At 56.1% G+C, this 24,005-nt stretch carries 22 protein-coding genes; 13 read left to right on the top strand and 9 right to left on the bottom strand.

Going from position 1 to position 24,005, the window contains the following annotated elements:
• Positions 1–155 precede the first annotated feature (155 nt).
• From AB5Z09_RS05220 to AB5Z09_RS05205, 4 genes are all read right to left on the bottom strand, one after another.
• Positions 156–1,262, bottom strand: a complete 1,107-nt coding sequence (locus AB5Z09_RS05220) for a 1-acyl-sn-glycerol-3-phosphate acyltransferase (RefSeq protein ID WP_139432270.1) — start codon at positions 1,260–1,262, stop codon at positions 156–158.
• Between the two features lie 130 nt (positions 1,263–1,392).
• Entirely contained in the window at positions 1,393–2,091 is a 699-nt protein-coding gene (locus AB5Z09_RS05215; protein ID WP_368194782.1) for an aspartate/glutamate racemase family protein, read from the bottom strand.
• A 126-nt stretch (positions 2,092–2,217) separates the two neighbouring features.
• Positions 2,218–2,808, bottom strand: a complete 591-nt coding sequence (locus AB5Z09_RS05210) for a LysE family translocator (protein ID WP_040068358.1) — start codon at positions 2,806–2,808, stop codon at positions 2,218–2,220.
• Positions 2,809–2,933: 125 nt separating this feature from the next.
• Positions 2,934–3,530, bottom strand: a complete 597-nt coding sequence (locus AB5Z09_RS05205; protein WP_040068356.1) for a LysE family translocator — start codon at positions 3,528–3,530, stop codon at positions 2,934–2,936.
• Positions 3,531–3,646: 116 nt separating this feature from the next.
• On the opposite strand from AB5Z09_RS05205, the gene AB5Z09_RS05200 reads away from it, so the two are divergent.
• The 3 genes from AB5Z09_RS05200 (at position 3,647) to AB5Z09_RS05190 (ending at position 7,378) form a co-directional block, all read left to right on the top strand.
• Positions 3,647–5,023: a PLP-dependent aminotransferase family protein gene (locus AB5Z09_RS05200; protein ID WP_245132994.1), complete on the top strand. Its 1,377-nt coding sequence runs from the start codon at positions 3,647–3,649 to the stop codon at positions 5,021–5,023.
• 54 nt (positions 5,024–5,077) lie between these two features.
• The gene (locus tag AB5Z09_RS05195) at positions 5,078–5,545 is read left to right on the top strand and encodes a hypothetical protein (RefSeq protein WP_245132993.1); all 468 of its coding nucleotides are present in this window, start codon (positions 5,078–5,080) and stop codon (positions 5,543–5,545) included.
• A 168-nt stretch (positions 5,546–5,713) separates the two neighbouring features.
• Entirely contained in the window at positions 5,714–7,378 is a 1,665-nt protein-coding gene (locus AB5Z09_RS05190) for a hypothetical protein (RefSeq protein WP_368194781.1), read from the top strand.
• 114 nt (positions 7,379–7,492) lie between these two features.
• Here the strand turns inward: AB5Z09_RS05190 and AB5Z09_RS05185 are convergent, their stop codons facing one another.
• Positions 7,493–7,906 carry a CBS domain-containing protein gene (locus tag AB5Z09_RS05185; protein WP_040068349.1) on the bottom strand — a complete coding sequence of 138 codons (414 nt, stop codon included), beginning with the start codon at positions 7,904–7,906 and terminating at the stop codon, positions 7,493–7,495.
• Between the two features lie 154 nt (positions 7,907–8,060).
• On the opposite strand from AB5Z09_RS05185, the gene AB5Z09_RS05180 reads away from it, so the two are divergent.
• The 8 genes from AB5Z09_RS05180 (at position 8,061) to AB5Z09_RS05145 (ending at position 15,948) form a co-directional block, all read left to right on the top strand.
• On the top strand, positions 8,061–9,971 hold the full coding sequence (locus AB5Z09_RS05180) for an ABC transporter ATP-binding protein (RefSeq protein ID WP_368194780.1): 1,911 nt from the start codon (positions 8,061–8,063) through the stop codon (positions 9,969–9,971).
• The gene (locus AB5Z09_RS05175; RefSeq protein WP_005343337.1) at positions 9,964–10,425 is read left to right on the top strand and encodes a DUF2390 domain-containing protein; all 462 of its coding nucleotides are present in this window, start codon (positions 9,964–9,966) and stop codon (positions 10,423–10,425) included. Before AB5Z09_RS05180 ends, AB5Z09_RS05175 begins: the two co-directional genes overlap by 8 nt.
• A complete protein-coding gene (locus AB5Z09_RS05170) occupies positions 10,419–11,273 on the top strand; it encodes a 23S rRNA (adenine(2030)-N(6))-methyltransferase RlmJ (protein ID WP_368194779.1) in 855 nt (284 codons plus the stop codon). The genes AB5Z09_RS05175 and AB5Z09_RS05170 overlap by 7 nt, the downstream gene beginning before the upstream one ends.
• Positions 11,274–11,979: 706 nt before the next feature.
• Positions 11,980–12,825, top strand: coding sequence for a hypothetical protein (locus tag AB5Z09_RS05165; protein ID WP_368194778.1), 846 nt, complete (start codon positions 11,980–11,982; stop codon positions 12,823–12,825).
• 89 nt (positions 12,826–12,914) lie between these two features.
• Positions 12,915–13,796 (top strand): restriction endonuclease, encoded by an 882-nt coding sequence (locus AB5Z09_RS05160; protein ID WP_368194777.1) that lies wholly within the window; start codon positions 12,915–12,917, stop codon positions 13,794–13,796.
• 159 nt (positions 13,797–13,955) lie between these two features.
• Positions 13,956–14,456 carry a DUF4365 domain-containing protein gene (locus tag AB5Z09_RS05155; RefSeq protein WP_368194776.1) on the top strand — a complete coding sequence of 167 codons (501 nt, stop codon included), beginning with the start codon at positions 13,956–13,958 and terminating at the stop codon, positions 14,454–14,456.
• Positions 14,457–14,799: 343 nt separating this feature from the next.
• Complete coding sequence (locus AB5Z09_RS05150; RefSeq protein ID WP_042084552.1) at positions 14,800–15,165, top strand: DUF2061 domain-containing protein; 366 nt, start codon at positions 14,800–14,802, stop codon at positions 15,163–15,165.
• Between the two features lie 186 nt (positions 15,166–15,351).
• The gene (locus AB5Z09_RS05145; RefSeq protein ID WP_047439463.1) at positions 15,352–15,948 is read left to right on the top strand and encodes an MliC family protein; all 597 of its coding nucleotides are present in this window, start codon (positions 15,352–15,354) and stop codon (positions 15,946–15,948) included.
• Positions 15,949–15,986: 38 nt separating this feature from the next.
• Here the strand turns inward: AB5Z09_RS05145 and AB5Z09_RS05140 are convergent, their stop codons facing one another.
• Complete coding sequence (locus tag AB5Z09_RS05140; protein WP_368194775.1) at positions 15,987–17,162, bottom strand: aspartyl protease family protein; 1,176 nt, start codon at positions 17,160–17,162, stop codon at positions 15,987–15,989.
• Between the two features lie 611 nt (positions 17,163–17,773).
• Here AB5Z09_RS05140 and AB5Z09_RS05135 point away from each other — a divergent pair.
• The gene (locus tag AB5Z09_RS05135; protein ID WP_319919641.1) at positions 17,774–19,243 is read left to right on the top strand and encodes a DNA/RNA helicase domain-containing protein; all 1,470 of its coding nucleotides are present in this window, start codon (positions 17,774–17,776) and stop codon (positions 19,241–19,243) included.
• Positions 19,244–19,396: 153 nt separating this feature from the next.
• Positions 19,397–19,882, top strand: coding sequence for a GNAT family N-acetyltransferase (locus tag AB5Z09_RS05130; protein WP_368194774.1), 486 nt, complete (start codon positions 19,397–19,399; stop codon positions 19,880–19,882).
• Between the two features lie 123 nt (positions 19,883–20,005).
• Here the strand turns inward: AB5Z09_RS05130 and eno are convergent, their stop codons facing one another.
• The 3 genes from eno to mazG all read right to left on the bottom strand — a co-directional run bounded on the left by eno (position 20,006) and on the right by mazG (position 23,973).
• Entirely contained in the window at positions 20,006–21,307 is a 1,302-nt protein-coding gene (gene eno / locus AB5Z09_RS05125; protein ID WP_005335583.1) for a phosphopyruvate hydratase, read from the bottom strand.
• 89 nt (positions 21,308–21,396) lie between these two features.
• On the bottom strand, positions 21,397–23,034 hold the full coding sequence (gene pyrG, locus AB5Z09_RS05120; protein ID WP_005335584.1) for a glutamine hydrolyzing CTP synthase: 1,638 nt from the start codon (positions 23,032–23,034) through the stop codon (positions 21,397–21,399).
• 141 nt (positions 23,035–23,175) lie between these two features.
• Positions 23,176–23,973 carry a nucleoside triphosphate pyrophosphohydrolase gene (mazG, locus tag AB5Z09_RS05115; protein ID WP_107682713.1) on the bottom strand — a complete coding sequence of 266 codons (798 nt, stop codon included), beginning with the start codon at positions 23,971–23,973 and terminating at the stop codon, positions 23,176–23,178.
• Positions 23,974–24,005 lie beyond the last annotated feature (32 nt).

Genomic DNA, 24,005 nt, shown 5'->3' with positions numbered 1-24,005 from the left:
GCACCTTGCCAAGAGACATAATCCCATTTTCATAGTGATCGTACCAGCTGAAACCATATTATTCACCACCCTTTCCCCCTCGACTTTGACCAGACGCAAAAACGGGCGCATCAGCGCCCGTTTTTTTCGCAAAACCGTTTAACAACCGGTTTCATTCAAGCCTTTTGGGCATTTTCCACCGGTTTGGCGTACATGGCACGCCAGATCGCCTTGTGCTCTTCCGGCACCTCTGACTGACGGGTCAGGAAGGCCGCCTGCTCGATGGTGTTGGCCTTGCCGGAGACATCGGCCGCCAGATAGTTGCTGGGGAAGAGGTGGTAGCTACTCCAGATCGCCTTGTCGATCAGCGCGGCCAGTTCGTCCGGATCGCTGAATCCCTCGGTGATCGGCGCGCCGAAGGAGACATGTACCCGCCCCTTCATACCGACGATACCGGCGACGATACTCTCGATATCCTCGAACTCGCCCTTCTCGTAACTGCCGTTGACCGACTTCTCGTAGAGCTCGCGCGCCTTCGCCTTGTCGGTGGGGTCCAGCTCGTAGCTGATGCTGACCGGCACGATATTGAGGCTGCGCATGTAGTCGACGAAGTCGATCTTCTGCTTCTTGCCGTCGACGTAGAACATCTTGAGGATGGCGGGATCTGTCTTGTCATCGCCATTCTTGGCGCGCCCTTCCTTCTGGGCAATCCAGATGGAGTGACCTTCGTGAACCGAATTGCCGATATAGGCAGACAGCTCGCCGAGCGCTTTCATCATCTCTCGCGGCCCCTTGGCAGAGCGTTTGACGATAAAGCTCTTGTTGAGCTTCATCAGCTCGGTGGCACAAGGTTTGCGCAGCAGGTTGTCACCGATGGCGATGCGCACGGTATCGAAACCGTGGGTGTGCAGCCCCCAGTTGACGAACGCCGGATCCATGGCGATGTCTCTGTGGTTGGAGACAAACAGATAGCCCTGCTCTTTCTTCAGATGCTCGATCCCGGAGAAGGTCACCCCCTTGGTGGAGGTGGCGATCATGCGGGACATGTACCGGGTGACCCCCATCTGGACCTGATGCACAGTGGTCACTTTTGACCATTTGCGGCGCAGGAACAGGCGGATCAGCGGGCGGATGGCCCAACCCAGCCAGCTCATCAGGGAACCGAAACGATACTTGGCGATGGCGCCGATAAATTCATCATCCTGGATCAGCCGTTCGATGGCTGCCGGCACTTCTTCATCGCGGTAGGGGCGAATATCCGCGAATCTATCTACTTCAGTCACAATGTCAGCCTTGCATGCTAGGAAACCGCAGCCAACCCGCGTTGGCCGGGGAAAATTCAGGGCGCAATTTTACACGCTTTTATGGCAAGGGGTATGAGACAAGCATGAATAGTGAGATCTGACCAGTTTATTAATCGGATGCCAGTGCCAGCGCGACCGCCGCTTCGGCATGGATGGCGGTGGTGTCGTAGAGCGGCACCGCCGCCCGGGCATCGCCCACCAGCAGGGCAATCTCGGTGCAGCCAAGGATCACCGCCTCGGCACCCGCGGCCGCCAGCGCCTCGATAATGGCCAGATACTCGGCCCGCGATGATTCACGGATCTCCCCCAGACAGAGCTCGTCATAAATGATCCTGTGTACCCGCTCCCGCCCAGCCTCATCGGGTACCAGCACCGCCAACCCGAAGCGCTCCTGCAAGCGCCCCTTGTAAAAATCCTGCTCCATGGTGAAGCGGGTGCCGAGCAGGCCGACCCGGGTTATCCCGTCCGCCTGCAATTTGGCCGCGGTGGCATCGGCAATATGGAGCAGCGGGATATCGATGGCCGCCTCAATCTCGGGGGCGACCTTGTGCATGGTGTTGGTGCCGATCAGCAAGAAATCGGCGCCGCCATCCTGCAACTTGCGCGCCTCGGCCGCTAACAGGCGGGCAGTGGCGGGCCAGTCACCGGCACGCTGCAGCCGCTCGATACCTGCAAAGTCGACGCTATTGAGCAGCACCCGCGCCGAGTGCAAACCGCCAAGCTGCGCCCGCACCCCGCGATTGAGCGCCTGATAGTAACTGACGGTGGACTCCCAGCTCATGCCACCCAACAGACCGATACATTTCATATGAACTCCTTTTATCCCAAGGGAGAGCAGAACCACGCCACCTTGCAGGCAAGGCCACGCGGACGAGATAAAAAAGGCCCCGCAGGGCCAACAAGACAGCCGGTAAAGGCCCGGGTCAACCCCGGGCTAAATCCAGATCATCCCGACACAGGCGGCCGTCGCCAGCCCCATGCCCAGATTGAAACGCCGCCAACCCCGGGCAGTGCGAATGATTTGCCGCACCTGGGCACCAAAAAGCACCCAGAACGCCCCGGTGTAGAGGCCGGTAATAAAGAAGATCACCAACACCCAGAGCGCAGAGGGCCAGTAAGCCTCCCCCGCCAGAGTGAAACCGCTGATGGCGGAGAGCGCCATCATCCATGCCTTGGGATTGAGCAGTTGCAGCATGGCCCCCTGATGAGCGGGAATGAGCGGCCGGTTGCCCTCGGCCGGGCCGCTGGCGGTCGCCACCTTCCACGCCAGCCAGAGCAGATAGGCCGAGCCGATAATCTTGAGGCCGTCGTGCAGCAGCGGCACCTTCTCGAACACCACGCCAAGCCCCAGCGCGGTGGCGAGGATCATCAGATTGATCCCCCCGACCACCCCTACCAGCAGGGGAATCGTGCGGCGAAACCCCTGCGCCGCCCCGGCGCTGGTGAGCAACATATTGTTGGGCCCCGGCGTGCCGCAGGTAACCAGAGCAAACCCAGCCAGGGGCAGTAACCAGTTCAGATCCATCTCAACCTCTTGTCGATGCAACGCCCCCGTTATGGGGAAAGCCTTCTAATATGCAGAGCCAACCCCGTGGCGACAAGTCAGAAATGCCTCTTTCCAGGCCACCTCCCCCATCAGCGCAGCACGGCTCAATACCAGAGCATCACCACGCAGAGCGCCGTCAACAGACCGAGAGAACCGTTGAGTCGGCGCCAGCCCCGATCCGAGCTGATCCAGTTGCTCAGCTGATGGCCGAACAGTACCCAGACAAAGCAGACCGGCAGGGCCACCAGCGCAAACATGACCATCACCGCCAGCTGACTCGACCAGTAACTGGCGCCGGGCAGGCTGAACAGACTGATGGCGGAGATCCCCATCATCCACGCCTTGGGGTTGAGGAACTGAAAGCCCAGCCCCTCCAGCATGGTCAGCGGACGGGCCCTACGGGCCGGATCCCCCGGCGCCCCGGCCACCGCGATACGCCACGCCAACCACAGCAGATAGAGGCTGCCGAAGATCTGCAAACCGAGCCGTAGCAGGGGCCAGCGCTCGAACAGCGGATAAAGCCCCAGCGCCAGCACCAGTTGCAACACCGGCTGCCCCAGCCCCACCCCGAGCAGATGTGGCAGAGTGCGACGCACCCCGAAGTTGGCGCCGGAGGCCGTCAGCATCAGGTTGTTGGGCCCCGGCGTACCGCAGGTGAGTACGGCAAAACCGAACAGGGTGACATACCACTCCATCGTCATATTGTGACTCCTTGCTTGCTACATTGTATCGATACAATGTGTGCTATTTGGTTGTTATTAGGTTGAAATTCACGCTATATTGACAACAAATTTTGATCAATGGATTTATTGTCACCATGACAATCTGGACGCCCGACCTTGCGGCCTTCGATGGCCCCCTCTACCTCAAGCTGGTCAAAGCGATCGAACAGGGGATCGCGAATGGCGAGCTGCCACCGAAGACCCGATTGCCTACCCACAGATCCCTGGCGGATCGTCTGGGTGTCACCGTCGGCACCGTCACCCGCGCCTACAGCGAGGCGGAGCGGCGCGGCCTGCTGGCCGCCCGGGTGGGCCACGGCACCTGGGTCAAGGGAGCGAACACGGATCCCGCCAATGAGTGGGTGATCCGCCAGGAGGAGGGGCACCGCATCGAGCTGTGGCAAAACCTGCCGGTGCAGCTGGATCGGGCGGCCATCATTCGCCCCATGTTGGGGGAAGTGGCGGACGGGGATCTCAACGCCCTGCTCGGCTACGACAAGGAGGCGGGACGACCGGATCAGCGCCAGCAGTTCGTCAACTGGCTGGCGGAGCAAGGAGTGGCCTGCAGTGAGGATCGCCTGCTGTTCAGCCACGGCGCCCAGCACGGCATCATGCTGGCGCTGCTGGCGACCCAGTGCGTGGGGGAAACCATCCTGTGCGAGGGGCTGAGCTACCCCGGTATGCTGGGTAACGCTCGCCAACTGAAGAATCAGGTGGTGGGGCTCGCGATGGACGAGGAGGGGCTGCTGCCCGAAGCGCTGGACGCCGCCTGCCGCACCCGCCGGGCCAAGCTGCTCTACCTCACGCCGACCCTGCAAAACCCCACCACCGCTATCATGAGTCTGGCGCGGCGGGAGGCCATCGTCGCCATCGCCCGTCGCCACGATCTGCTGATCATCGAGGATGACGTCAACGGCCTGCTGCCCCAGCAACCTGTGATCCCTCTGGTCAATCTGGCGCCGGAGCGGGTCATCTATCTGGGCAGTCTGGCCAAGATCGCCTGCGGCGGTCTGCGGGTCGGCTTCGTGCTGACGCCTCCTGCCCTGCGCAGCGCCTTCGCCCAGACCATGCGGCTGTCGAGCTGGATGGTGAGTCCGCTGCTGATCGAACTGGCCTGCAAAATGGTCAGTCAGCGCCAGATCATGCCGCTGGTCGAGCAGCAGCGGGAGATCCTCAAACGCCGTGGCGAACTGCTGCGCCACCTGCTGCCCGCCGCCCGCTGGCAACCGGGCAGCATGCATGCCTGGCTGCCACTGCCTGAGCCCTGGCGCAGCCAGCAGTTTGCTGCCGCCGCCGATGCCCTTGACGTTGGCGTGGCGAGCGGGGAACACTTCGCCGCCGGCCAGTTTGCCGCTCCGCAAGGGGTGCGCCTGAGCCTGAGCCAACCCGCCACCGACGCCCGGGTCGGCGAGGGGCTGGCCCGTCTGGCCCAACTGCTGCAGGGGACGCCCCCCAGCAATCCCCTGCTATAGTCAGGGCCAGCCGACCTGACCTTCACGCTTCATCGTCATTGCCAAGGAGATGCCGTGCCCCCCATCAGAGCCACCCTGCTGCTTGCCACCCTGTTGTTGGGTGGCTGCGCCTCGTCAACGACCCACCAGCAGCTGGGGGCCGCGCTCAATGGACTGGAAGGGGAGTTGCAACGACTGGAAGAGGAGCTGGCGGCGATGAACGGCCTGCACTATCAAAAGGCGATCGATGCCCCGCTCAGTTTGCGCCGCGCACTCGGGGCGCCGCAGCCCACCCCAGAGGGGCTGGTGCCGGTGGCCAGCAAGCTGGAGGATGGGCCACTCCTGCGCTATCAATACCGCCTGCCAGCGGGGATGGCGAACCTGCCCCAGGACAACCTCTGCCAGCGCTACGAGTTCGAACTGCGCCATCTGGGCCGCCTCGGCAAACTGGAATTAAGCTGGCAGGGAGAACAGGGCAAGGGGTCGCGGCTGATCCGCCAGAGCGACTGCCCCTTCGGGACGCAGATCCGCCCTCGGCAATAGCAGGTCGCAGCCCTGAGCGATGGCATAACCGATTGAAATAACAGCCCATAGTGCGCCCTCCAGCACCCTGCTGGCTACTGTCAGCTTTTCACTCAGCGAGTGCTGTGCCTATGTTCCTCTTGGGTCTACCATAATCAACCTAATGGTTTGCTCACAGGAAGTACCTGCATGACGATACTGCTGCTCGAAGAGGATCCCCTGCTCCGTAGCGCCATCACCTGGGAACTGACCGAACAGGGGGTGCCCGCCGACCGGATCCACTACCACAGCCATCCAAACCACGAGCGCAGTGGCCTGCAGGCCCTGCTGCAACAGCACGCCTTCGACGCCATCATCTGTCAGCAGGACAAGCAGCAGGATCTTGATGGAGCCCGGCTGCTGCACGAAGCGCACTATCTCGGCCTGCTGCAGCCCGGTTGCGTATTACTGCTGCTCGATGCCGATCAGAACGAGCAGGAGTTTCTCCCCTCGGATCTCTACTTCTCCCTCTATCTGCCCCTCCCCTTCATGACCCAGCAGCTCACCGCGGTGCTCGGCCAGCTGGTGAAGTTAAGCAATCTGACCCGCACGCTGGCCGCCCCCATTCTGCTGCGGGAGTGGCAACTGGCTACCGCCCTCTGTGAAGACTTGCTGTTTCAACGGGAGAATCGCTCGCTGACCCCCTGGCTGGATCGACTCAAGGGCTACCTGCTGCTGCAATCAGCCGAGCGGATCACTGCCGCCCAGCACTATGCCCTCTGTGCCAACGAGTATCAGGCAAGCTGGCCAAGGGCCGGGCTCTTCTACGCCATGCTGGGGCTCGGCAAATTGCAGAGCGCCCGGACCGACTTGCAGCGCCATCAGGCCAGCGTCTCGATGGCCACCCGGCTTGAGCTGCATCTCGCCAGCCAGCTGCATCAGCATTACTGGCTGGCGGCCTGGGAGACCATGGGAGAGCTGCTGCAGATCCGCCCCCATCAGCCGCGCTGGCATCAGCTGGCGATGTTGCTCGGGCTGGTGCTGCAAGATGAGGAGAAGGTGCTGGAGCAGGCCAACAGTCTGACCCTGCGCCACTTCAGCGAGCAGCGCGTCCGGCTCGCCATCGACAGCTTCATGCTCAATGCCAGTCTGGCGGTGCTGTGGCACGCCCCCTCAAGCAACCGGATCCGCTCCCTGCAACAGGAGTGGGAGCACCTCAAGCGCACCGTCCACCTGCAACCCCACGAATATGAGCTGCTGCAGGCGTTGATGCTGGGGCTGGATTACCGATTTGACGAGGCGCTGATCCTGATTGCCCACCACCAGCCGGATGAGGGGAGCGACAACCACCTCACCCTGCTGCTCGGCTTTGCAGTCAGCCAGTTCTGCGGTTTGCCCCACCACGCCCAGCGCTACCTGACCCAGCTGACCCAATACCGCGTCAGGGTGGCGCCCCACCCGCTCACTCGCCAGCTGTTCCACCATCTGGTGGCCGAACTGGGCCAGCGCCTGACGGCGAGAGAGCAGCGGCTGAGCGAACTGCGCCAGCTGCGCCACAAGGCGATGCAGGCCAGCCAGTATCAGACAGCCCTGCAAGCGGGCTTGCACCTGCTTGAGGAGTTCCCCGCCCTGCCGGGCGATGCCTGGCAACTGCTGGAGCTGCTGCAACACTGCTGGCCAGCGGGTATGGCCGCCCCCAAGGTGGCGCTGCTGGTTGATACCCTGGAGCGGCGCCTCAAGCACAGCCCCGCGTTTCTCGATCAACATGCCCAGCAGTACCAGCGCACCCTGCAGGAGATCCGCACCCATCTTCAGCCGCACCTCTCCGGCAGCGGCCCCTCCTGCCTTGTCGCAGGGCAGCCCGAGCCGTGGTGATGCTGGCGGCGTGCAAACCGGCATTGTCGGCAAAGCCAATATAGAGAGAGGGGAGCCTTGGCTCCCCTCTCTCTATATTGGTTCTCTGTCAGCTGATGGCGATGAGCGTTGGGCTCAAACCAGCGCATCACTCTCCAGCGCCGCCTTGAGAAAATCCTTCCAGCTGATGATGCCGACCAGGGCGCCATTCTCCAGCACTGGCAGGCAGGAGACCCCCTTCTCCAGCATCAGCTTGACACCGTCGCGCACGGTGAGATGGGGAGCGATGGTGACGAGCTGACGACTCATGATCTGGTGGGCCCGCTTGTTGAGGGTTTCGGTATCGCGGCTCATCTCGGCTTCGGAGTCGAGATAGGGGCTGATGGCGCGGAACAGATCCCGATCCGAGATGACCCCTACCAGCTCCTCCTCTTCCAGTACCAGCAGGTGGCGAAAGTGTGCCTGCTCGAAGATATCCCTGATGACTCGGAGTCGATCATCCATTGAAACGGTGGCGACCCGGGTCGTCATAATATCCCTGATATGCATGCTAACCTCCCGTAACCAAACTGGTTTCTCTGTTATGGCATGTTTTTGCAGCGCCAGCCAGTGGCCAGCCCTTCGCTACAGTGCAAATCAGCGTCATTTCACGTAAGATCCGCGCCAGTTTTTCTCCTCCATTTTGAGCAAGCAGATCCCACCCATGATAGTTGCCAGTCAAATCGAACTGATCCGCGGCGGCCGCAAGCTGCTGGACAACGCCTCCGCCACCATTCACCCCGGCCACAAAGTGGGTCTGGTGGGCAAAAACGGCTGTGGCAAGTCCACCTTTTTTGCACTGGTACGGGGCGAGCTGGCCATCGACAGCGGCACCTTCAGCCTGCCCGCTGGCTGGCAGATCGCTGGTGTCGCGCAGGAGACCCCGGCGCTCGACTGCTCCGCGCTCGAGTACGTGATCGACGGCGACAAGGAGTTCCGTTCGCTGGAAGCCCAGCTGGCGCAAGCCGAGCAGGATGACAATGGGCTGCTGGTGGCCGAGCTGCACGGTCGCCTCGATACCATAGGCGCCTACAGCATTCGCGCCCGCGCCGCCGAACTGCTGCACGGCCTCGGTTTCAGCGACGAGCAGCTCGGCTCGCCGGTGCGCAGTTTCTCCGGTGGCTGGCGCATGCGCCTCAACCTCGCTCAGGCGCTGCTCTGCCGCTCCGATCTGCTGCTGCTCGATGAACCGACCAACCACCTGGATCTCGATGCGGTGATCTGGCTGGAGAAGTGGCTCAAGGGCTATCAGGGCACGCTGGTGCTCATCTCTCACGACCGCGATTTCCTCGATTCGGTCATCAGCCGCATCATCCATATCGAGAACGGCAAGCTCAACGAATACACCGGCGGCTACTCCGACTTCGAACTGCAGCGCGCCGAACAGCTGGCCCAGCAGCAGTCCATGTACGAGAAGCAGCAGCGGGAGATGTCCCACATGCAGGCGTATGTGGATCGCTTCCGCTACAAGGCCTCCAAAGCCCGTCAGGCCCAGAGCCGCCTGAAAGCCATGGAGCGGATGGAGAAGATTCTGCCCGCCCACGCCGACTCGGAGTTCAGCTTCGAGTTTCGCGAGCCGTCGGCCCTGCCGACCCCGCTCATCGCCATGGAGAACCTCTCTGCCGGTTACGGCGACAAGGTGATCCTGGAGAAGATCAAACTCAATCTGGTACCGGGTTCGCGCATCGGTCTGCTCGGTCGCAACGGCGCCGGTAAATCAACCTTTATCAAGATGCTGTCGGGCTCCAACCCGCCGCTCTCCGGCAAGCTCGAAGTGAGCGCCGGGGTGAGCATCGGCTACTTCGCCCAGCATCAGCTGGAGACCCTGCGTCTCGATGACTCCCCGCTCGATCATCTGGCCCGTCTCGCGCCGGACAAGACCGAGCAGGAGCTGCGCAACTATCTGGGCAGCTTCGGTTTTCACGGTGACAAGGCGCTCGACAAGGTGGCGCCCTTCTCCGGTGGCGAAAAGGCGCGGCTGGTACTGGCGCTGATCACCTGGCAAAAGCCGAACCTCCTGCTGCTGGATGAACCGACCAACCACCTGGATCTGGAGATGCGCCACGCCCTCACCATGGCGCTGCAAGGCTTCGAAGGGGCCATGGTAGTGGTCTCCCACGACCGTCACCTGCTGCGTACCACCACAGATGACTTCTATCTGGTGCACGGTGGCCGGGTCGAGCCGTTCGACGGCGACCTGGACGACTACCACAAGTGGCTCGGCGAGCAGGAGAAAGAGGCCAACGCCAAACCGGCCGATGGCCCCGTCTCTGCCAACTCGGCAGTGGCGCGCAAGGATCAGAAGCGGCGCGAGGCGGAGTTCCGCCAGCAAACCCGTCCCCTGCGCCAGAAGCTGGAAAAGCTCGAAGCGAGCATGGAGAAGCTGCAAGGCAAGCTTGGCGACATCGAGAGCCAACTGGCCGACCCCGCCATCTACGAAGAGAGCGCCAAGAACAAGCTCTCCGAACTGCTCAAATCCCAGGGCCCCCTCAAGGAGCAGCTGGAAGAGGTGGAGCTGGAGTGGATGAGCCTCTCCGAAGAGCTGGAAACCATGGAGCAAGCCTTCTTTGCGTGACGAACAGCTGATGGCCAGCGAGCGGGTCGCGGTCCACGAATTGCCGACTCCGATCGGCTTCTGGCACTGGAGCGGCAAGGTCTATGGTGAGCGCAGCCAGGATTGGCTCACCGTGCAGGAGCAGGGGGGCAACGTCAATCTGGCGCTGCTGCTGCACCGGCTCGATCAACTCGGCATCGTGGTCGATCTCACCGATCTGCAACCGGCGCTGGTGCAGACCGAGGCGGTGCTGACCCCGTGGCGCGCCCTGCGCCAGAGCGCCAAGACGCGACTCGACGAGCAGCAGTATCAGTCGATGCTGGCCCACGAGCTGGAGCTGGAGCGGCTGCAACAGGGCGTCCTGTTGCAGACCCTGCGCAGCCTCTCTCTGTTTCGCGGCAACAGCCGCAATTTGTTGAACTATCTATCGTTACTGGGTGCCCAGCAGGGCCCCCTCAGAGATCTAATATGCTGAGCTACCGCCACGCCTTTCACGCCGGCAACCATGCCGACGTGCTGAAACACGCCGTTCAGGCCCTGATCATCGAGTCCCTCAAGAAGAAGGAGAAACCCTTTATCGTGCTGGACACCCATGCCGGTGGCGGTCTTTACGACCTGCGCGGCGACTGGTCCCAGAAGAAGGCCGAGTATGCCGATGGCATCGGCCGCCTGTGGGACGAGCGGGCCCAGTGGTCTGCCATGGCCCCCTATCTCGGCGTCATCGAAGAGATGAACAGCGATGGCCAGCTGCACTACTACCCCGGCTCGCCGGAGCTCTCCCGTCGCCTCACCCGCGAGCAGGACAAGCTGGCGCTGATGGAGCTGCACAACAACGAGGTCGAAGATCTGCGCGCCAACATGGGCTATGACCCCCGCGTCGCCGTGCACCACCGTGACGGCTTCGAGGGGCTGATCGCCCTGCTGCCACCGACCCCGCGCCGCGGGCTGGTGCTCATCGACCCGCCCTATGAGCTCAAAGAAGATTACTTCGCCGTGGTCGACACCCTGAAAAAGGCACAGAAGCGCTGGGCGACCGGCATCTACGCCCTCTGGTATCCCATTCTGGGTGAAGAGGCGGACAAATCCCGCGACATGCTGCGCGCCATCAAGCGCGAGAACTTCGGCAACGTCCTAGTCGCCGAGCTGGAAGTGGCCGGTCAGACCAAGGATTGGGGCATGAATGGCTCGGGGATGCTGATCATCAGCCCGCCCTGGATGCTGGACGAGCAGATCGAAGCCTTCCTCAAACCGCTATGCGCCAAGCTGGCGCAGGGCACCGGCGCCCAGTACAAGGTGGAGTGGCTCAACAAGGTCGAAGAGTAGGCCCGCACCAACTCGCTCCGGCGCCCGGCCAACGCGCCAGCAAGTCGCTCACCCAAGCCGTTCACAGTGGCGACATGGCCAGCAAAGAGAAGCCCCGTTCAGGGGCTTCTTGTTTTTTACCCGCCAACACTTTTTATCCAGCAACACAGTGGCAGCACTTTCCACTCGCAGCACCAACCAGCCTCGATTTATTAATTGCTTGATCTGGCTCAGAAACTCCCCGCATCCCTCTTTCCCTTGGCCAAGGGGTCGGTACTATAGCCAATTGGCAACACACGCCTCGTCGGAGTCACCCCCATGAGCCATGCCAGCCACACCCCATTGGTTAAACGCAGCAGACTGGAGGCTGAAATTCAGGGGCGGTAGCCATGCCAGATGGAATAGATAAGCGAACCTTGCCCACGACTACCCAGTCAACATAGTGACGGCCCCATTTTTATTTCTGACCCGCTCACGCAGGCGTGCTTTGGCGGCACTTTCCAAGATTGCGTTGAGCACTGATTTTTCACACAGTAGTAACGATGGCGCAAAAAGAGGAAGTCAAGCGAATACGCCCAGCACGAGAAGCAAGCTGGTAATGTGTTGATTTAATGATAATTTTTACTTGGCGGCAGTGAGAATGTTACGGAGTTATATGGAATGCTCTGCTAACGGATTAATGCCGCCTTCCATCTAATTACTGTTAGCACTCTCCTACGAGGTTCCTATGCCCTTTCCTCAACCCGCAACCTGGAATCGTGACTCGGCAGATATTGCGCGCGAGAACACGAAGCGAGAGAAGAGTCCATGCTCATTCTTTTGCTCGCAGGGACGATCTCTGTGTCTTGCTGCGGAATATTTCAGCGACAACCGACTTTCAGAAGAAGCGCGTGGTGGCGTAGCTAATAAGCATCGCCACAAGAATCAACTTGCGATCTTCGGCCAACTCATGGCCGCTTTTGAATACATGCTCAAGGACTACGTTGCTAAGGCAATAGATGCCACGAGTGCGTTTGACGATAAGATCAAGACTCAGACGTGGCTAGATGTCACTACAGATCGTGTTCTGTCACAGAGGATTGCGCAATCCAGCATTGGATCAATGCTGGTACATCCCACACTCGGATGGCACTCCCCCGAGACAGTTAATGAGCGGTTCAAGAATCTATTTAATGTTTCGCCAATTAGCGGCGCAGAGATTGGAACGCTCTCAACCCTATGGATACTTCGGCATTCCGTCGCTCACAATGCTGGTTTTGTGACTGCTCACGATGCTGCTCGAATCAAACAGCCAGCACTTGCAGAAAAGGTAGTGAGCATAGATGGGCAATTCATCGCAGAGGCATTCGACTTTCTCAAGATCATAGCGGAGAGGACCGCTACGGATTGCGGTAAGAGCATTCTCAAGCGCTGGTTTGGCACAGTCAAAGAATATGGCCAGGACTTCCAGCGTGACGAGATAGCGTATGGACGAGTAAAGCATCTTGCCACTTGTGTGGTCAGCCGAACGCAGCCGCTTCCGGCAATAGCAGAGCCGATGTATCAGGCAGACTGGGCGGTTCATGCCGTATAGCGCTAACCCGGCAGTCAACCGGACCTGCGCGAAAAGCCGCGCAGGCCGGTTACTTCTACGTTATGCCTATCTAAAAAGTAAGGTAATCGATGTTAGATTTTACTGAATTGTCAGAAAACGGTCTGGATTTGGAGCAACTTACGCGTGAGTTGCTTTTTAGTCTTGGTTTGAAAGTTTATTGGAGTGGCGTCGGTCCGGACGGTGGTAAAGATCTGCTGTGTATAGAGGAGGACAATAGTCTTTTTGTTAAGTCATCCAAAAAATGGCTTGTGCAATGTAAACATAAGGCTAAATCGGGGGCTAGTGTTGGTGTAGGTGACCTAGACGATATTGTTACTAGCTGCGCTCAGTTTAATTGTACTGGCTACTTACTGGTTACATCGACTCAACCCTCTTCTAAAGTTGTCGAAAGACTTGAGGCTTTAACAAACAATGATGCCGTAAATATTTTGGCGACTTGTTGGGATAGCGTTGAAATTGAGAGAAAGTTAAGGACACCTAACCAGTGGCATATTGCCCAACGTTTTTTTCCAAAGAGCGCTTCTGGCTGGCAAATCTTCGCAAGCGAACGTCCCAACCATTGGACTGCTAATTTCAAAGGTTATTACTTTCATATCACTAATCGTATTGGCTCAAGCTGTACCATGTACCTTGACAAAATTGAATCTAAAATCAATGAGTTGGAGAGTCTTGGGCTTCCAGATGGTCACTTTTTGAGATTAAGGTCAGTTTATTACGACGATAAAGGTGGCACTTTTATGTGGTATGTCGATTACCTACACCCGTATGGCTCTGAGGCAGTCGGTGAAGCAGAGGCTTTTGAAGCTCACTTTGAAGATGAATGGTGTGACAGCTTTGATTTTAAAGTTCGCACTTACTCAGAACAAAGTGATCATTACGATAGAGATCACTACGACTTTTATGACAGGTATATGGGGCAATTTATCATGGGTATGTATCGCCCACGATAGGCATAACAAACGCTTCAAGAGGGACAGCCAACGCGCGGCATTTTTACTATACGTTGGTTTATGTGGTTACGGTGTTATGCGGAAACTTGGTAGTAGCGTTGTCTGCCCCTAAGCGGACGTTAGGCGAATAAGATAATCATTAGTTTTCGGAGTTAAATTATGCAATTACCACAAAGAGATGATAATCATCGCTTGGAAGGTATTTCAGAATTATTTTTTAGGCAAAACTTGCCCCAAACTTGGACTGCACATAAGCCGGATCCAGATTATGGTGTAGATTTGATTGTGGATATTTTTGACGGTAATAATGCGACAGGCCGTGAATTATTAATTCAATTAAAGTCGTCACAAGAATCCAATGCAACAGTTGATGGTGAATTTGAAAGGATTACCTTAAATGTATCAACCTACAATATGCTGTGGGATAAACTTCAAGTAGTTATGTTGGTTAAATATGTGGCTTCAGAAAATCAAGCATATTGGCAATTACTAAGCGAAGTTCCTGCACCAAATGAAGAGAATCAGACTATTTCCGTTAGAATACCCCGCGCTAATGTTCTGGGTAATATAGAATGGGAGCCAATTCGGAACTATGTAGAAGCTGTTCATTTAAGAAAGCTAAGAGCAAGAGATAGGTTTAGGTTTTCAGAATTCGCCTAAAAAAAATCTGGGACACCCACCTTTTTGAGCAAGGCGTAGCATAGCCCGAACCCAAAAGATGGGTGTCCAAGGTCTTCTGTACAGGGTCGAGTGGCTCAACAAGGTCTCAGAGTAGTAATAGCGACCCTGTGCCCCGGTAGACAGAAAAGCGACGCCCCGTCACGGGCCTTCCTGTTTTTATCCGGCCTGCCCGAAATGCTGGCACACCGTGAGCCTGCCTCACGGCAATGCGGAGGCACTTTTCCTTTGATAGGTTCTCTCTATTTTGGCAATAGATGAGAATAGTTTTCATTTAATCTCATTTCGGCGGATACTCTCATCATCAACAGAGGGAGCCGCCATCATGAAAAAGACCATCAGCTTTGCCATCCTGCACTTCGGTGTCGCCTTTACCGTGGCCTACCTGCTGACCGGTGAGCTGCTGACCGCCAGCCTGATCGCCCTGATCGAGCCTGCCGTCAACACGGTCGCCTTCTACTTTCATGACCTTGGCTGGCACAAGCTCAAGCCAAATCACAGCCTGCAGGCCAAGACCAGCAGCTTCGCGGTGGTCCACTTCTCGGTGGCCTTCGGGGTGGCCTTCCTGCTGAGCGGCGAGCTGCTCACCGGTGGTGTGATGGCGATGATCGAACCGGCCATCAACACCGTGGTGTTCTTCTTCCACGAGCGGCTGTGGCGCGCCCGCAGTCAGCAACTGGCGCTGGCTTGATCAACCGGGCAACCCGCCTCCCCCTTTATCGCGGCCACAAAAAAACCGACATTCCGGCCAGGAGTGTCGGGTTTTCCCGCTTGGCAGCCATTCAGCAGTGCAAGTGCGCTCGGCTCCACTGCTGCATTGCCCTGTAGAGTGTGCTGTAGTAGGCAGATATGCCCTCCTCATTGCTGGAATCTATCGATGAACAAGACCTTGCTTGCCACCCTGCTGTTTGCCCCTCTGCTCGCCAGCGCCGCAACCCCCTCCTTTGACTGCACCAAAGCCTCTGGGTCGGTCGAAACCCTGATCTGCAAGGATGCCGGACTGGCCGCCCTTGATAACGAACTGGCGGCCCTCTACCCCAAGGCGATTGCTGCGCTCTCTCCCGAACAGCTCAAGACCGAGCGCGCCATGCAGCGCGGCTGGATCAAGGGGCGTAACGATTGCTGGAAGGGGCAGGATCTGCGCCAGTGTGTGGAGGATAACTACCTGCTGCGGATCACCGAACTGCAGATCAGCGGCGGCCAGCTGATGGTGCCGGCACCGGTCAACTACCAGTGCGGCAAGAGCGTCACTCTCTCCACCTACTTCTATAACGATGCCAAGCTGCCCGCCGCGGTGATCAACCTGAGCGAGGGCGACAAGCAGCAACAAGTGCTCGCCTATGAAGCCCCCAGCGCCAGCGGCGCCCGTTATGAAGGGCAAAACCTCACCTTCTTCACCAAGGGGGACGACGCCACGCTGGAGCGTTACGGCCAGCCAACCCTCACCTGCATGGAAAATCCGACCAAGGGCTGAGGCTCATAGGGGCGGCTCGTCTTGCCGCCCCACCTTGACTAGATAGCGATATCCAGCGGTTTTCCTTCCCGCACAATTCGCAACTTGAGTGACCCCGGCTTGCTAGTGCTGAGCAGTTCACGCACCTTGTCGATCTCGAGGGGACGATAAGCCACCCCGTTGATCTGTTCCAGAATGTCACCGTTGGCCAGACCATAGGGGGCAAGATCCCGTTCGTCGCTGTAGTAGACCTGCAGATGCTCGCCATCAAAGCGCACCCCGATATTGCGCAGGACTGGCGGCACTTTGCGCGCCAGGCTGTCAGCGTCGTAGCAGAGCATCATCCGCCCGGGCATGATCGCAAAGCGATTGAAGCGGTTAACAAAATCCAGCCCCAGACCATACTGCTCATTGCTGTTTTCCGACACGCGCAGCTCACCGAGCTGGCGCTCATCAAAGTGCAGGCCGGTGAGGATATGTTCACGCCCCTCCACCATACCGCTGGCGTCCACCCCTTTGCGTGGCATCGCATCTTCGCCAGAGATCGCCTTCTGGCTCGCCATAAAGTCGATAAAGGCATGGTCGGCATAGCTCTGATCGGCCCCGGTATCCAGATACATGCGCACGCTGCTCTCGCCGTGGGTCAGATAGACTGCCGGGGAGCGGTTGTAGCTGTCTTCATAGCCGATGCAACGCTCGAACGTGGCTGCCGACGGAGCCGTCAGCGAAGCCGTGAGCTGATGCCTGTCGCGATCAAACACCCAGCTGAAACGGCGGATGGTGTCGATCCCGAGGATGCCATCGACACGACTGCCAAGAGACTGGGAGATGAGATCGAAATCAATAGTTGCCCACAGATCGCTGTCATCAATGGTGACCGACCCCAGCGAGAAGGGTTGCGGCTCAACAAAGCCAAGCTGCTCGCTGCCCAGTTGACTCGAAACGCTGTTCACAGTGGCAAAATCAGCCTGATAGGCCCTGGGCAATTCGCTTAAGGTCAGCGCCTTGAAGCGGCTGGCCAGACGACGATCGATAAAGGTGATACTGGCCCCGGTATCGAGCAAAAACTGGTACTGCTCACCGGCGATGGTGACGGGGATCAGGGGGGCACTTTCGTAATGCACTGTCAGCACTGGGCCGGGGGCATTGCGTTTGGCGGATGAATCCGGGGCTGTGCAGCCTTGGACGACGAACAGGGCCAACATGGCCAGCGCCACTTTGAACTGCGACTTCATAACTCTCCTTCCCGATAGCATATGCCCCCGCGACGCCACCGCATAATGCTATCTTGTTGATTTATAGATAAATAAGCTATTTCAGCGGGGGATGCGGACAATAACAAAGAGTTTTATGCTGGTTCAAGCCGGATATGACCATGAATATTCTATGGGGTTAGCTCAAGAATGGTTGTTCACGCTATGTCGGCGCGTCATCAATCGTAGGCGACATTTGATTAATTTATTGATCTTGCACAGAAAATCTCAATATTGAGCTTTCTCTCCACAGCACCATGGTTAATATTGCCATTTGGCAACACTTGCCTCGTCGGAGTCTCCCATGAGCCATGCCAGCCACACCTCGTTGGTTAAAATCAGCAGACTGGAGGCTGAAATTCAGGGGCGGTAGCAATTACGATGTTTAAACGCAATATTCTCTCACAGGGATATTACGTATCGATACTCCATTAAAATGGAGCCACAATAAACTAATTAATTACATAATGACACTTTAGGTTATATTAAAAACCAATCACCCACGGCACCAAGAAATTAGCCTCGGAAAATCACCGCATTAGCTAAAAACTAAAAGTTAAAAACATAATTTTAGGTACCATAGAGCTTAATAAATGAAAAGTATAAATATCTTATCTCTTATACAGGCCCACTCATCCCTTTCTTCTGATGAATACAATAGTTTTATAAAAAACTATAACATTGATATAAAAAGAAATGAGGTTGACGACCTAAAAACATTAGCAACTGAAATGTATGAAAGCCTTCCATTTGTGAGCATATTTAATAGCTTCTACATAGGATATAAAATACAACACATCAGCAAAGAATTTGACTTATTAAGGTTTGGAAGCAACTATATAATTAATGTTGAGATCAAAAAAATAAGCACAGCAGATAAAATAAAACGACAACTTCAAAGGAACAATTACTATCTTGGTCACATAAATAAAGTCATACATAACTTTTGTTTTATTTCCCAAACAAAGACCCTTTACAAGTTAAATTCTGGCGGTGAAATAGAAACTGTTGAGTTAACGCATCTAGTTAAGTTGTTAACCCAGCAAAACCTGATGAATCTAGACAATCCTGATACTTTATTCAATCCATCAGAATATCTGGTGTCACCATTCAACTCCACAGATAAATTTATAAACAATCAATACTTTTTGACGAGTCAGCAGGAGGCAATCAAAGATAAAATTATTGATGCAATAGAAAGTAATACAGCAAAATTCATGGCTATTACTGGTGGGCCAGGCACAGGAAAAACGCTATTAACATATGATATTATAAAAACCATCAGGAAGAAAAAACGCACGTTAATAGTACATTGTGGGCAATTAAACGATGGACATGTTCGATTAAGAGCAAAAGGATGGAATATTATAGCCATAAAGGAATTGAAAAATCATGATTTAAGTAGTTTAGATCTAGTTCTAATAGATGAAACACAACGGATATATATATCCCAATTTAATAAAATACTCGACGATGCCGAAACTAGTAATTTTCAATGTGTCTTTTCGTATGATAAACAACAGACTTTATCTGCATCCGAAACCAATTCAGATATTGATAGCAGAATAAACTCTATCAGAGGCATAGTTAAATATGCTCTATCAGATAAAATCAGAACAAACAAAGAGATCGCAAACTTTATTAAACTATTATTCAACAACCTGAGAAATGATGTTGTTCTATCAAGTTGTGAAAATATAAGCTTTGATTATTTTACTGATTTGGAAAATGTCAGGGACTACATTTCACTCATAAGTGATGATGGATGGGAGGTTCTGAGGTTGACCCCATCTCAATATAAGCGAGAACATCATGAATCATATTCTCACATAGAAAGCAAAACATCACACAAAGTAATTGGTCAAGAGTTTGATAATGTTGCGGTTGTTATAGATAAGCATTTTTATTACCATAAAACAGGTCGACTCCTATACAATTCAAACACCTACTACGACACCGTGAAAATGTTATTCCAGAATATAACCAGAACTCGAAAAAAACTAAAGCTAATTATCATAGATAACAAACAAGTATTGAATAGATGTTTATCCATTCTAAATTAAAATATACAGCCCATAGGTTCGATTAGCGAAGCGTAATCGGACATTCGCGAAGACAATATTTCTTGATAGTACCAGTTGTCTTTGAGACCGACTTTTATACGGTCTCTTTATCCACCTGTAGCTTTGCTGGCGTAAAACATCCAAAGGAGATTTATGAAGCCTGACTTAACCGGCACTCGGATTGTACTGCGCACCATTGGCCCGCAGGATGCTGCCGATCTGTTCGAGATTTATGGCAATCCGCTGACCATGGAGTTTGCCTCTGATCCCTGTTTTACCTCTCCCGCCATGGTGGCGCAGTTGATGGCGAGCGTGGTGCGGCTGGAGCAAATGGGGGAGTCGCTGGAGTGGGCGATTGTCGAGCGGGAGGGCAACAAGGTGATCGGCACCTGCGGCATGCACAGTTTCAGCGAGGCGGGCCACAGCTGCGAGGTAGGTTGCCTGCTCAATGCGGCCTATTGGCGCAGAGGGTTTATGTCAGAAGCGCTGGGATTGCTGTTCGCCCACGCCAGCACACTGGGAGTCACCTGCCTCACCGCAGATATCGATGCAGATAACGTCCGCTCTATCGCCCTGTTTGAAAAACTGGGCTTCAAGGCGCATGCAGGGCGCTATCAGCGCACGCTCCCCTTTGTCTGACCCGATACCAGAGGCACAACGCCCTCGCCTCTCAGGCCATTGTGGCAAGGCTCAGGCATAAAAAAACCGGAACCCAAGGGTTCCGGTTTTTTTCATTCCAGCCGAGGCTGGCAAACCAGCAAATTAAGCCTGGTTTTTAACTTCTTTCAGACCGCGGAAAGGAGCTTTGGCACCCAGAGCTTCTTCGATACGGATCAGCTGGTTGTACTTGGCAACACGGTCAGAACGGCTCATGGAACCGGTCTTGATCTGGCCAGCAGCGGTACCAACAGCCAGGTCGGCGATGGTAGCGTCTTCGGTCTCACCGGAGCGGTGGGAGATGACGGCAGTGTAGCCAGCGTCTTTGGCCATCTTGATGGCAGCCAGAGTTTCGGTCAGGGAACCGATCTGGTTGAACTTGATCAGGATGGAGTTGGCGATGCCGTTGTCGATACCGCGCTTCAGGATCTTGGTGTTGGTTACGAACAGGTCGTCACCCACGATCTGGATTTTCTTGCCCAGTTCAGCAGTCTGGTAGGCGAAACCTTCCCAGTCAGATTCGTCCAGGCCATCTTCGATGGAGACGATCGGGAACTTGGTGGTCAGGTCAGCCAGGAAGTCGGAGAAACCGTTGGAGGTGAAGACACGACCTTCGCCTTTCAGGTTGTACTCTTTCTTCTCTGCGTCGTAGAACTCGGAAGCAGCGCAGTCCATAGCCAGGGTGATGTCGGTGCCCAGTTTGTAACCGGCAGCGGCAACGGCTTCAGCGATAACTTCCAGCGCTTCGGCGTTGGATTTCAGGTTCGGAGCGAAACCACCTTCGTCACCAACTGCAGTGTTGTAGCCCTTGGACTTCAGCACTTTGGCCAGGTTGTGGAACACTTCTGCGCCCATGCGAACGGCTTCTTTCAGGGTCTTGGCGCCAACCGGCTGGATCATGAACTCCTGGATGTCGACGTTGTTGTCGGCGTGCTCACCACCGTTGATGATGTTCATCATCGGCAGCGGCATGGAGTAAACACCCGGGGTGCCGTTCAGCTCGGCGATGTGGGCGTACAGCGGCATGCCTTTGGCAGCAGCGGCAGCTTTGGCGTTAGCCAGGGAAACAGCCAGGATGGCGTTGGCGCCGAACTTGGATTTGTTCTCGGTACCGTCGAGGTCGATCATGATCTGGTCGACAGTGGCCTGGTCCTTGGCATCTTTACCCAGCAGAGCTTGAGCGATCGGGCCGTTTACAGCTTCGATGGCTTTCAGCACGCCTTTACCCAGGAAACGGCTCTTGTCGCCGTCACGCAGTTCCAGCGCTTCGCGGGAACCGGTGGACGCGCCAGACGGAGCGGCTGCCATACCAACAAAACCACCTTCCAGGTGAACTTCGGCCTCAACGGTCGGGTTACCACGGGAGTCGATGATTTCACGACCGATCACTTTAACGATCTTGGACATGTGTATTTCCTCAGGTTTCGTAAAAAAACAACAAAAATATGCCAAAAAAAGCGGCTGTGGCACAGTGCCCCAACCGCATTTATTTTCAATTACTTCAAATTACGCTTCTGATACTCGCCTGCCGCCTTCACAAAACCGGCGAACAGAGCGTGGCCATCACGAGGAGTAGAGGTGAACTCCGGGTGGAACTGCGCAGCCACGAACCAGGGGTGATCCGGGATCTCGATGATTTCCACCAACTTCTTGTCGGCGGAGAGACCGGTCACTTTCAGACCTGCCGCTTCAATCTGCGGCAGCAGCTTGTTGTTTACTTCGTAACGGTGACGGTGACGCTCGTAAATGGTCGGGCTACCGTACATCTGACGCACCTTGGAATCTTCGACCAGGTGGCAGAGCTGGGAACCCAGACGCATGGTACCGCCCAGATCAGACTTCTCGGTACGGGTCTCGACGTTACCTTCTTCATCCACCCACTCGGTGATGAGGCCGACGACCGGATACGCGCAATCTTTCTTGAATTCGGAGGAGTGAGCCCCTTCCATGCCCGCCACGTTGCGAGCGAATTCGATCATGGCAACCTGCATGCCGAGGCAGATACCCAGGTAGGGGATCTTGTTCTCGCGGGCATACTGGGCAGCCAGAATTTTGCCTTCCACACCGCGCTCACCGAAGCCACCCGGCACCAGGATCGCGTCCAGACCTTCCAGCAGCTCGGCGCCACGGGTCTCGATATCCTGAGAGTCGATGTACTTGATGTTGACGGAGTGACGGGTCTTGAGACCACCGTGCTTGAGCGCCTCGTTTACGGACTTGTAAGCGTCCGGCAGGGAGACGTACTTGCCGACCATACCGATGGTCACTTCACCAGTCGGGTTAGCCTCTTCGTAGATAACCTGTTCCCACTCGGACAAATCAGCTTCTTTGCACTCCAGACCGAAACGCTCGGTGAAGTAGGAGTCCAGATTCTGGGATTTCAGCAGTGCCGGGATCTTGTAGATGGAGTCGACGTCTTTCATGGAGATAACGGCGCGCTCGGGCACGTTGCAGAACAGGGCAATCTTGGCGCGCTCGTTGGCCGGAATGGCACGGTCGGAGCGGCAGATCAGCACATCCGGCTGGATACCGATGGAGAGCAGCTCTTTGACGGAGTGCTGGGTCGGCTTGGTCTTCACTTCACCGGCAGCAGCCAGGTAAGGAACCAGCGTCAGGTGCATGAACATGGCATTGTTGCGGCCCACTTCGGCAGCCAGCTGACGAATGGCTTCGAGGAACGGCAGGGACTCGATGTCACCTACGGTACCGCCCACTTCGACGATGGCAACCTGATGGCCTTCGGCACCGGCAATCACCCGCTCCTTGATGGCGTTGGTGATGTGCGGGATAACCTGAATGGTGGCGCCCAGATAGTCACCACGACGCTCTTTACGCAGTACGTCGGCGTAGATACGGCCGGTGGTAAAGTTGTTGCGACGGGTCATCTTGGTGCGGATGAAACGCTCGTAGTGGCCCAAATCCAGATCGGTTTCGGCCCCGTCCTCGGTTACGAACACTTCACCATGCTGGGTCGGGCTCATGGTGCCCGGATCCACGTTGATGTACGGGTCCAGTTTCATGATGGTCACATCCAGACCACGGGCTTCCAGAATGGCTGCCAGAGAAGCTGCGGCAATGCCTTTGCCGAGGGATGAAACAACGCCACCAGTAACAAAAATATATTTGGTCGTCATGCTGAACCTGAAAGAAGTTTAGGGAATTTTAAGGGGTGCTTCGGGGATGAAGCAGGACGGGGAAACAGTATACCAAAAACCCCTCTCCCAAACAATGAGCAAAAATCTATCAGGCTCACCGCCCCCCCATCTTGCGCCAAATCAACTTTGCTCGGTTTCCTTCGCCTTATCCCAGGCAGCATCGAGCTTTTCGAGGGTGCAATCGGTCATTTTCAAGCCTTCTGCGGCGATTATCTGCTCAACCTGACGAAAACGACGTTCGAACTTGGCGTTGGCGCCGCGCAGCACCTGCTCCGGATCCTTGCCCAGATGACGCACCAGATTGACGGTGGCAAACAGCAGGTCGCCGAGCTCGTCGCTCACCCGCGCCTCGTCCACATCGGCCATCAATGCCTCTTCCATCACCTCGTCGATCTCTTCGTGGATCTTGTCCACCACAGGCCCCAGCGTCTTCCAGTCAAAACCGACGGTGGCGCAGCGTTTCTGAATCTTGGCGGCGCGGGTCAGGGCAGGCAACGCCTGCGGGATGTCGTCCAGCACGCTCTCTTTGTCGAGGGCCGCCCGCTCTTTGGCCTTTTCCGCTTCCCAGTTCGCTTTTACCGCTTTCTCGTCGCCAAGGTCTGCATCGGAAAAAACGTGGGGGTGACGGCGAATGAGCTTTTCACTTACCGTATCGACGATATCGGCGAAGTCAAACAGCCCACGCTCCTTACCCAGCTGGGCGTAAAACACCACCTGAAACAGCAGGTCGCCCAGCTCCCCTTTCAGCCCCTGCCAATCTTCGGTCTCGATGGCGTCGGCCACCTCGTAGGCCTCTTCCAGGGTGTGCGGCACTATGCTCTGGAAGTCCTGTTTCAGATCCCAGGGGCAGCCGTTTTGCGGGTCACGCAAACGAGCCATGATGTCGAGCAGTTGGGGCAGATCGTAACGTTGGGACATGGGATGTTCGCTTTCTATTCGTTCAAAAAGGG

This window comes from Aeromonas sp. R2-2 (assembly GCF_040908355.1).
GTDB lineage: Bacteria > Pseudomonadota > Gammaproteobacteria > Enterobacterales > Aeromonadaceae > Aeromonas > Aeromonas veronii.
Note: the sequence above shows the minus strand (reverse complement) of the source record. Positions and strands in the feature narration are given on the sequence as shown.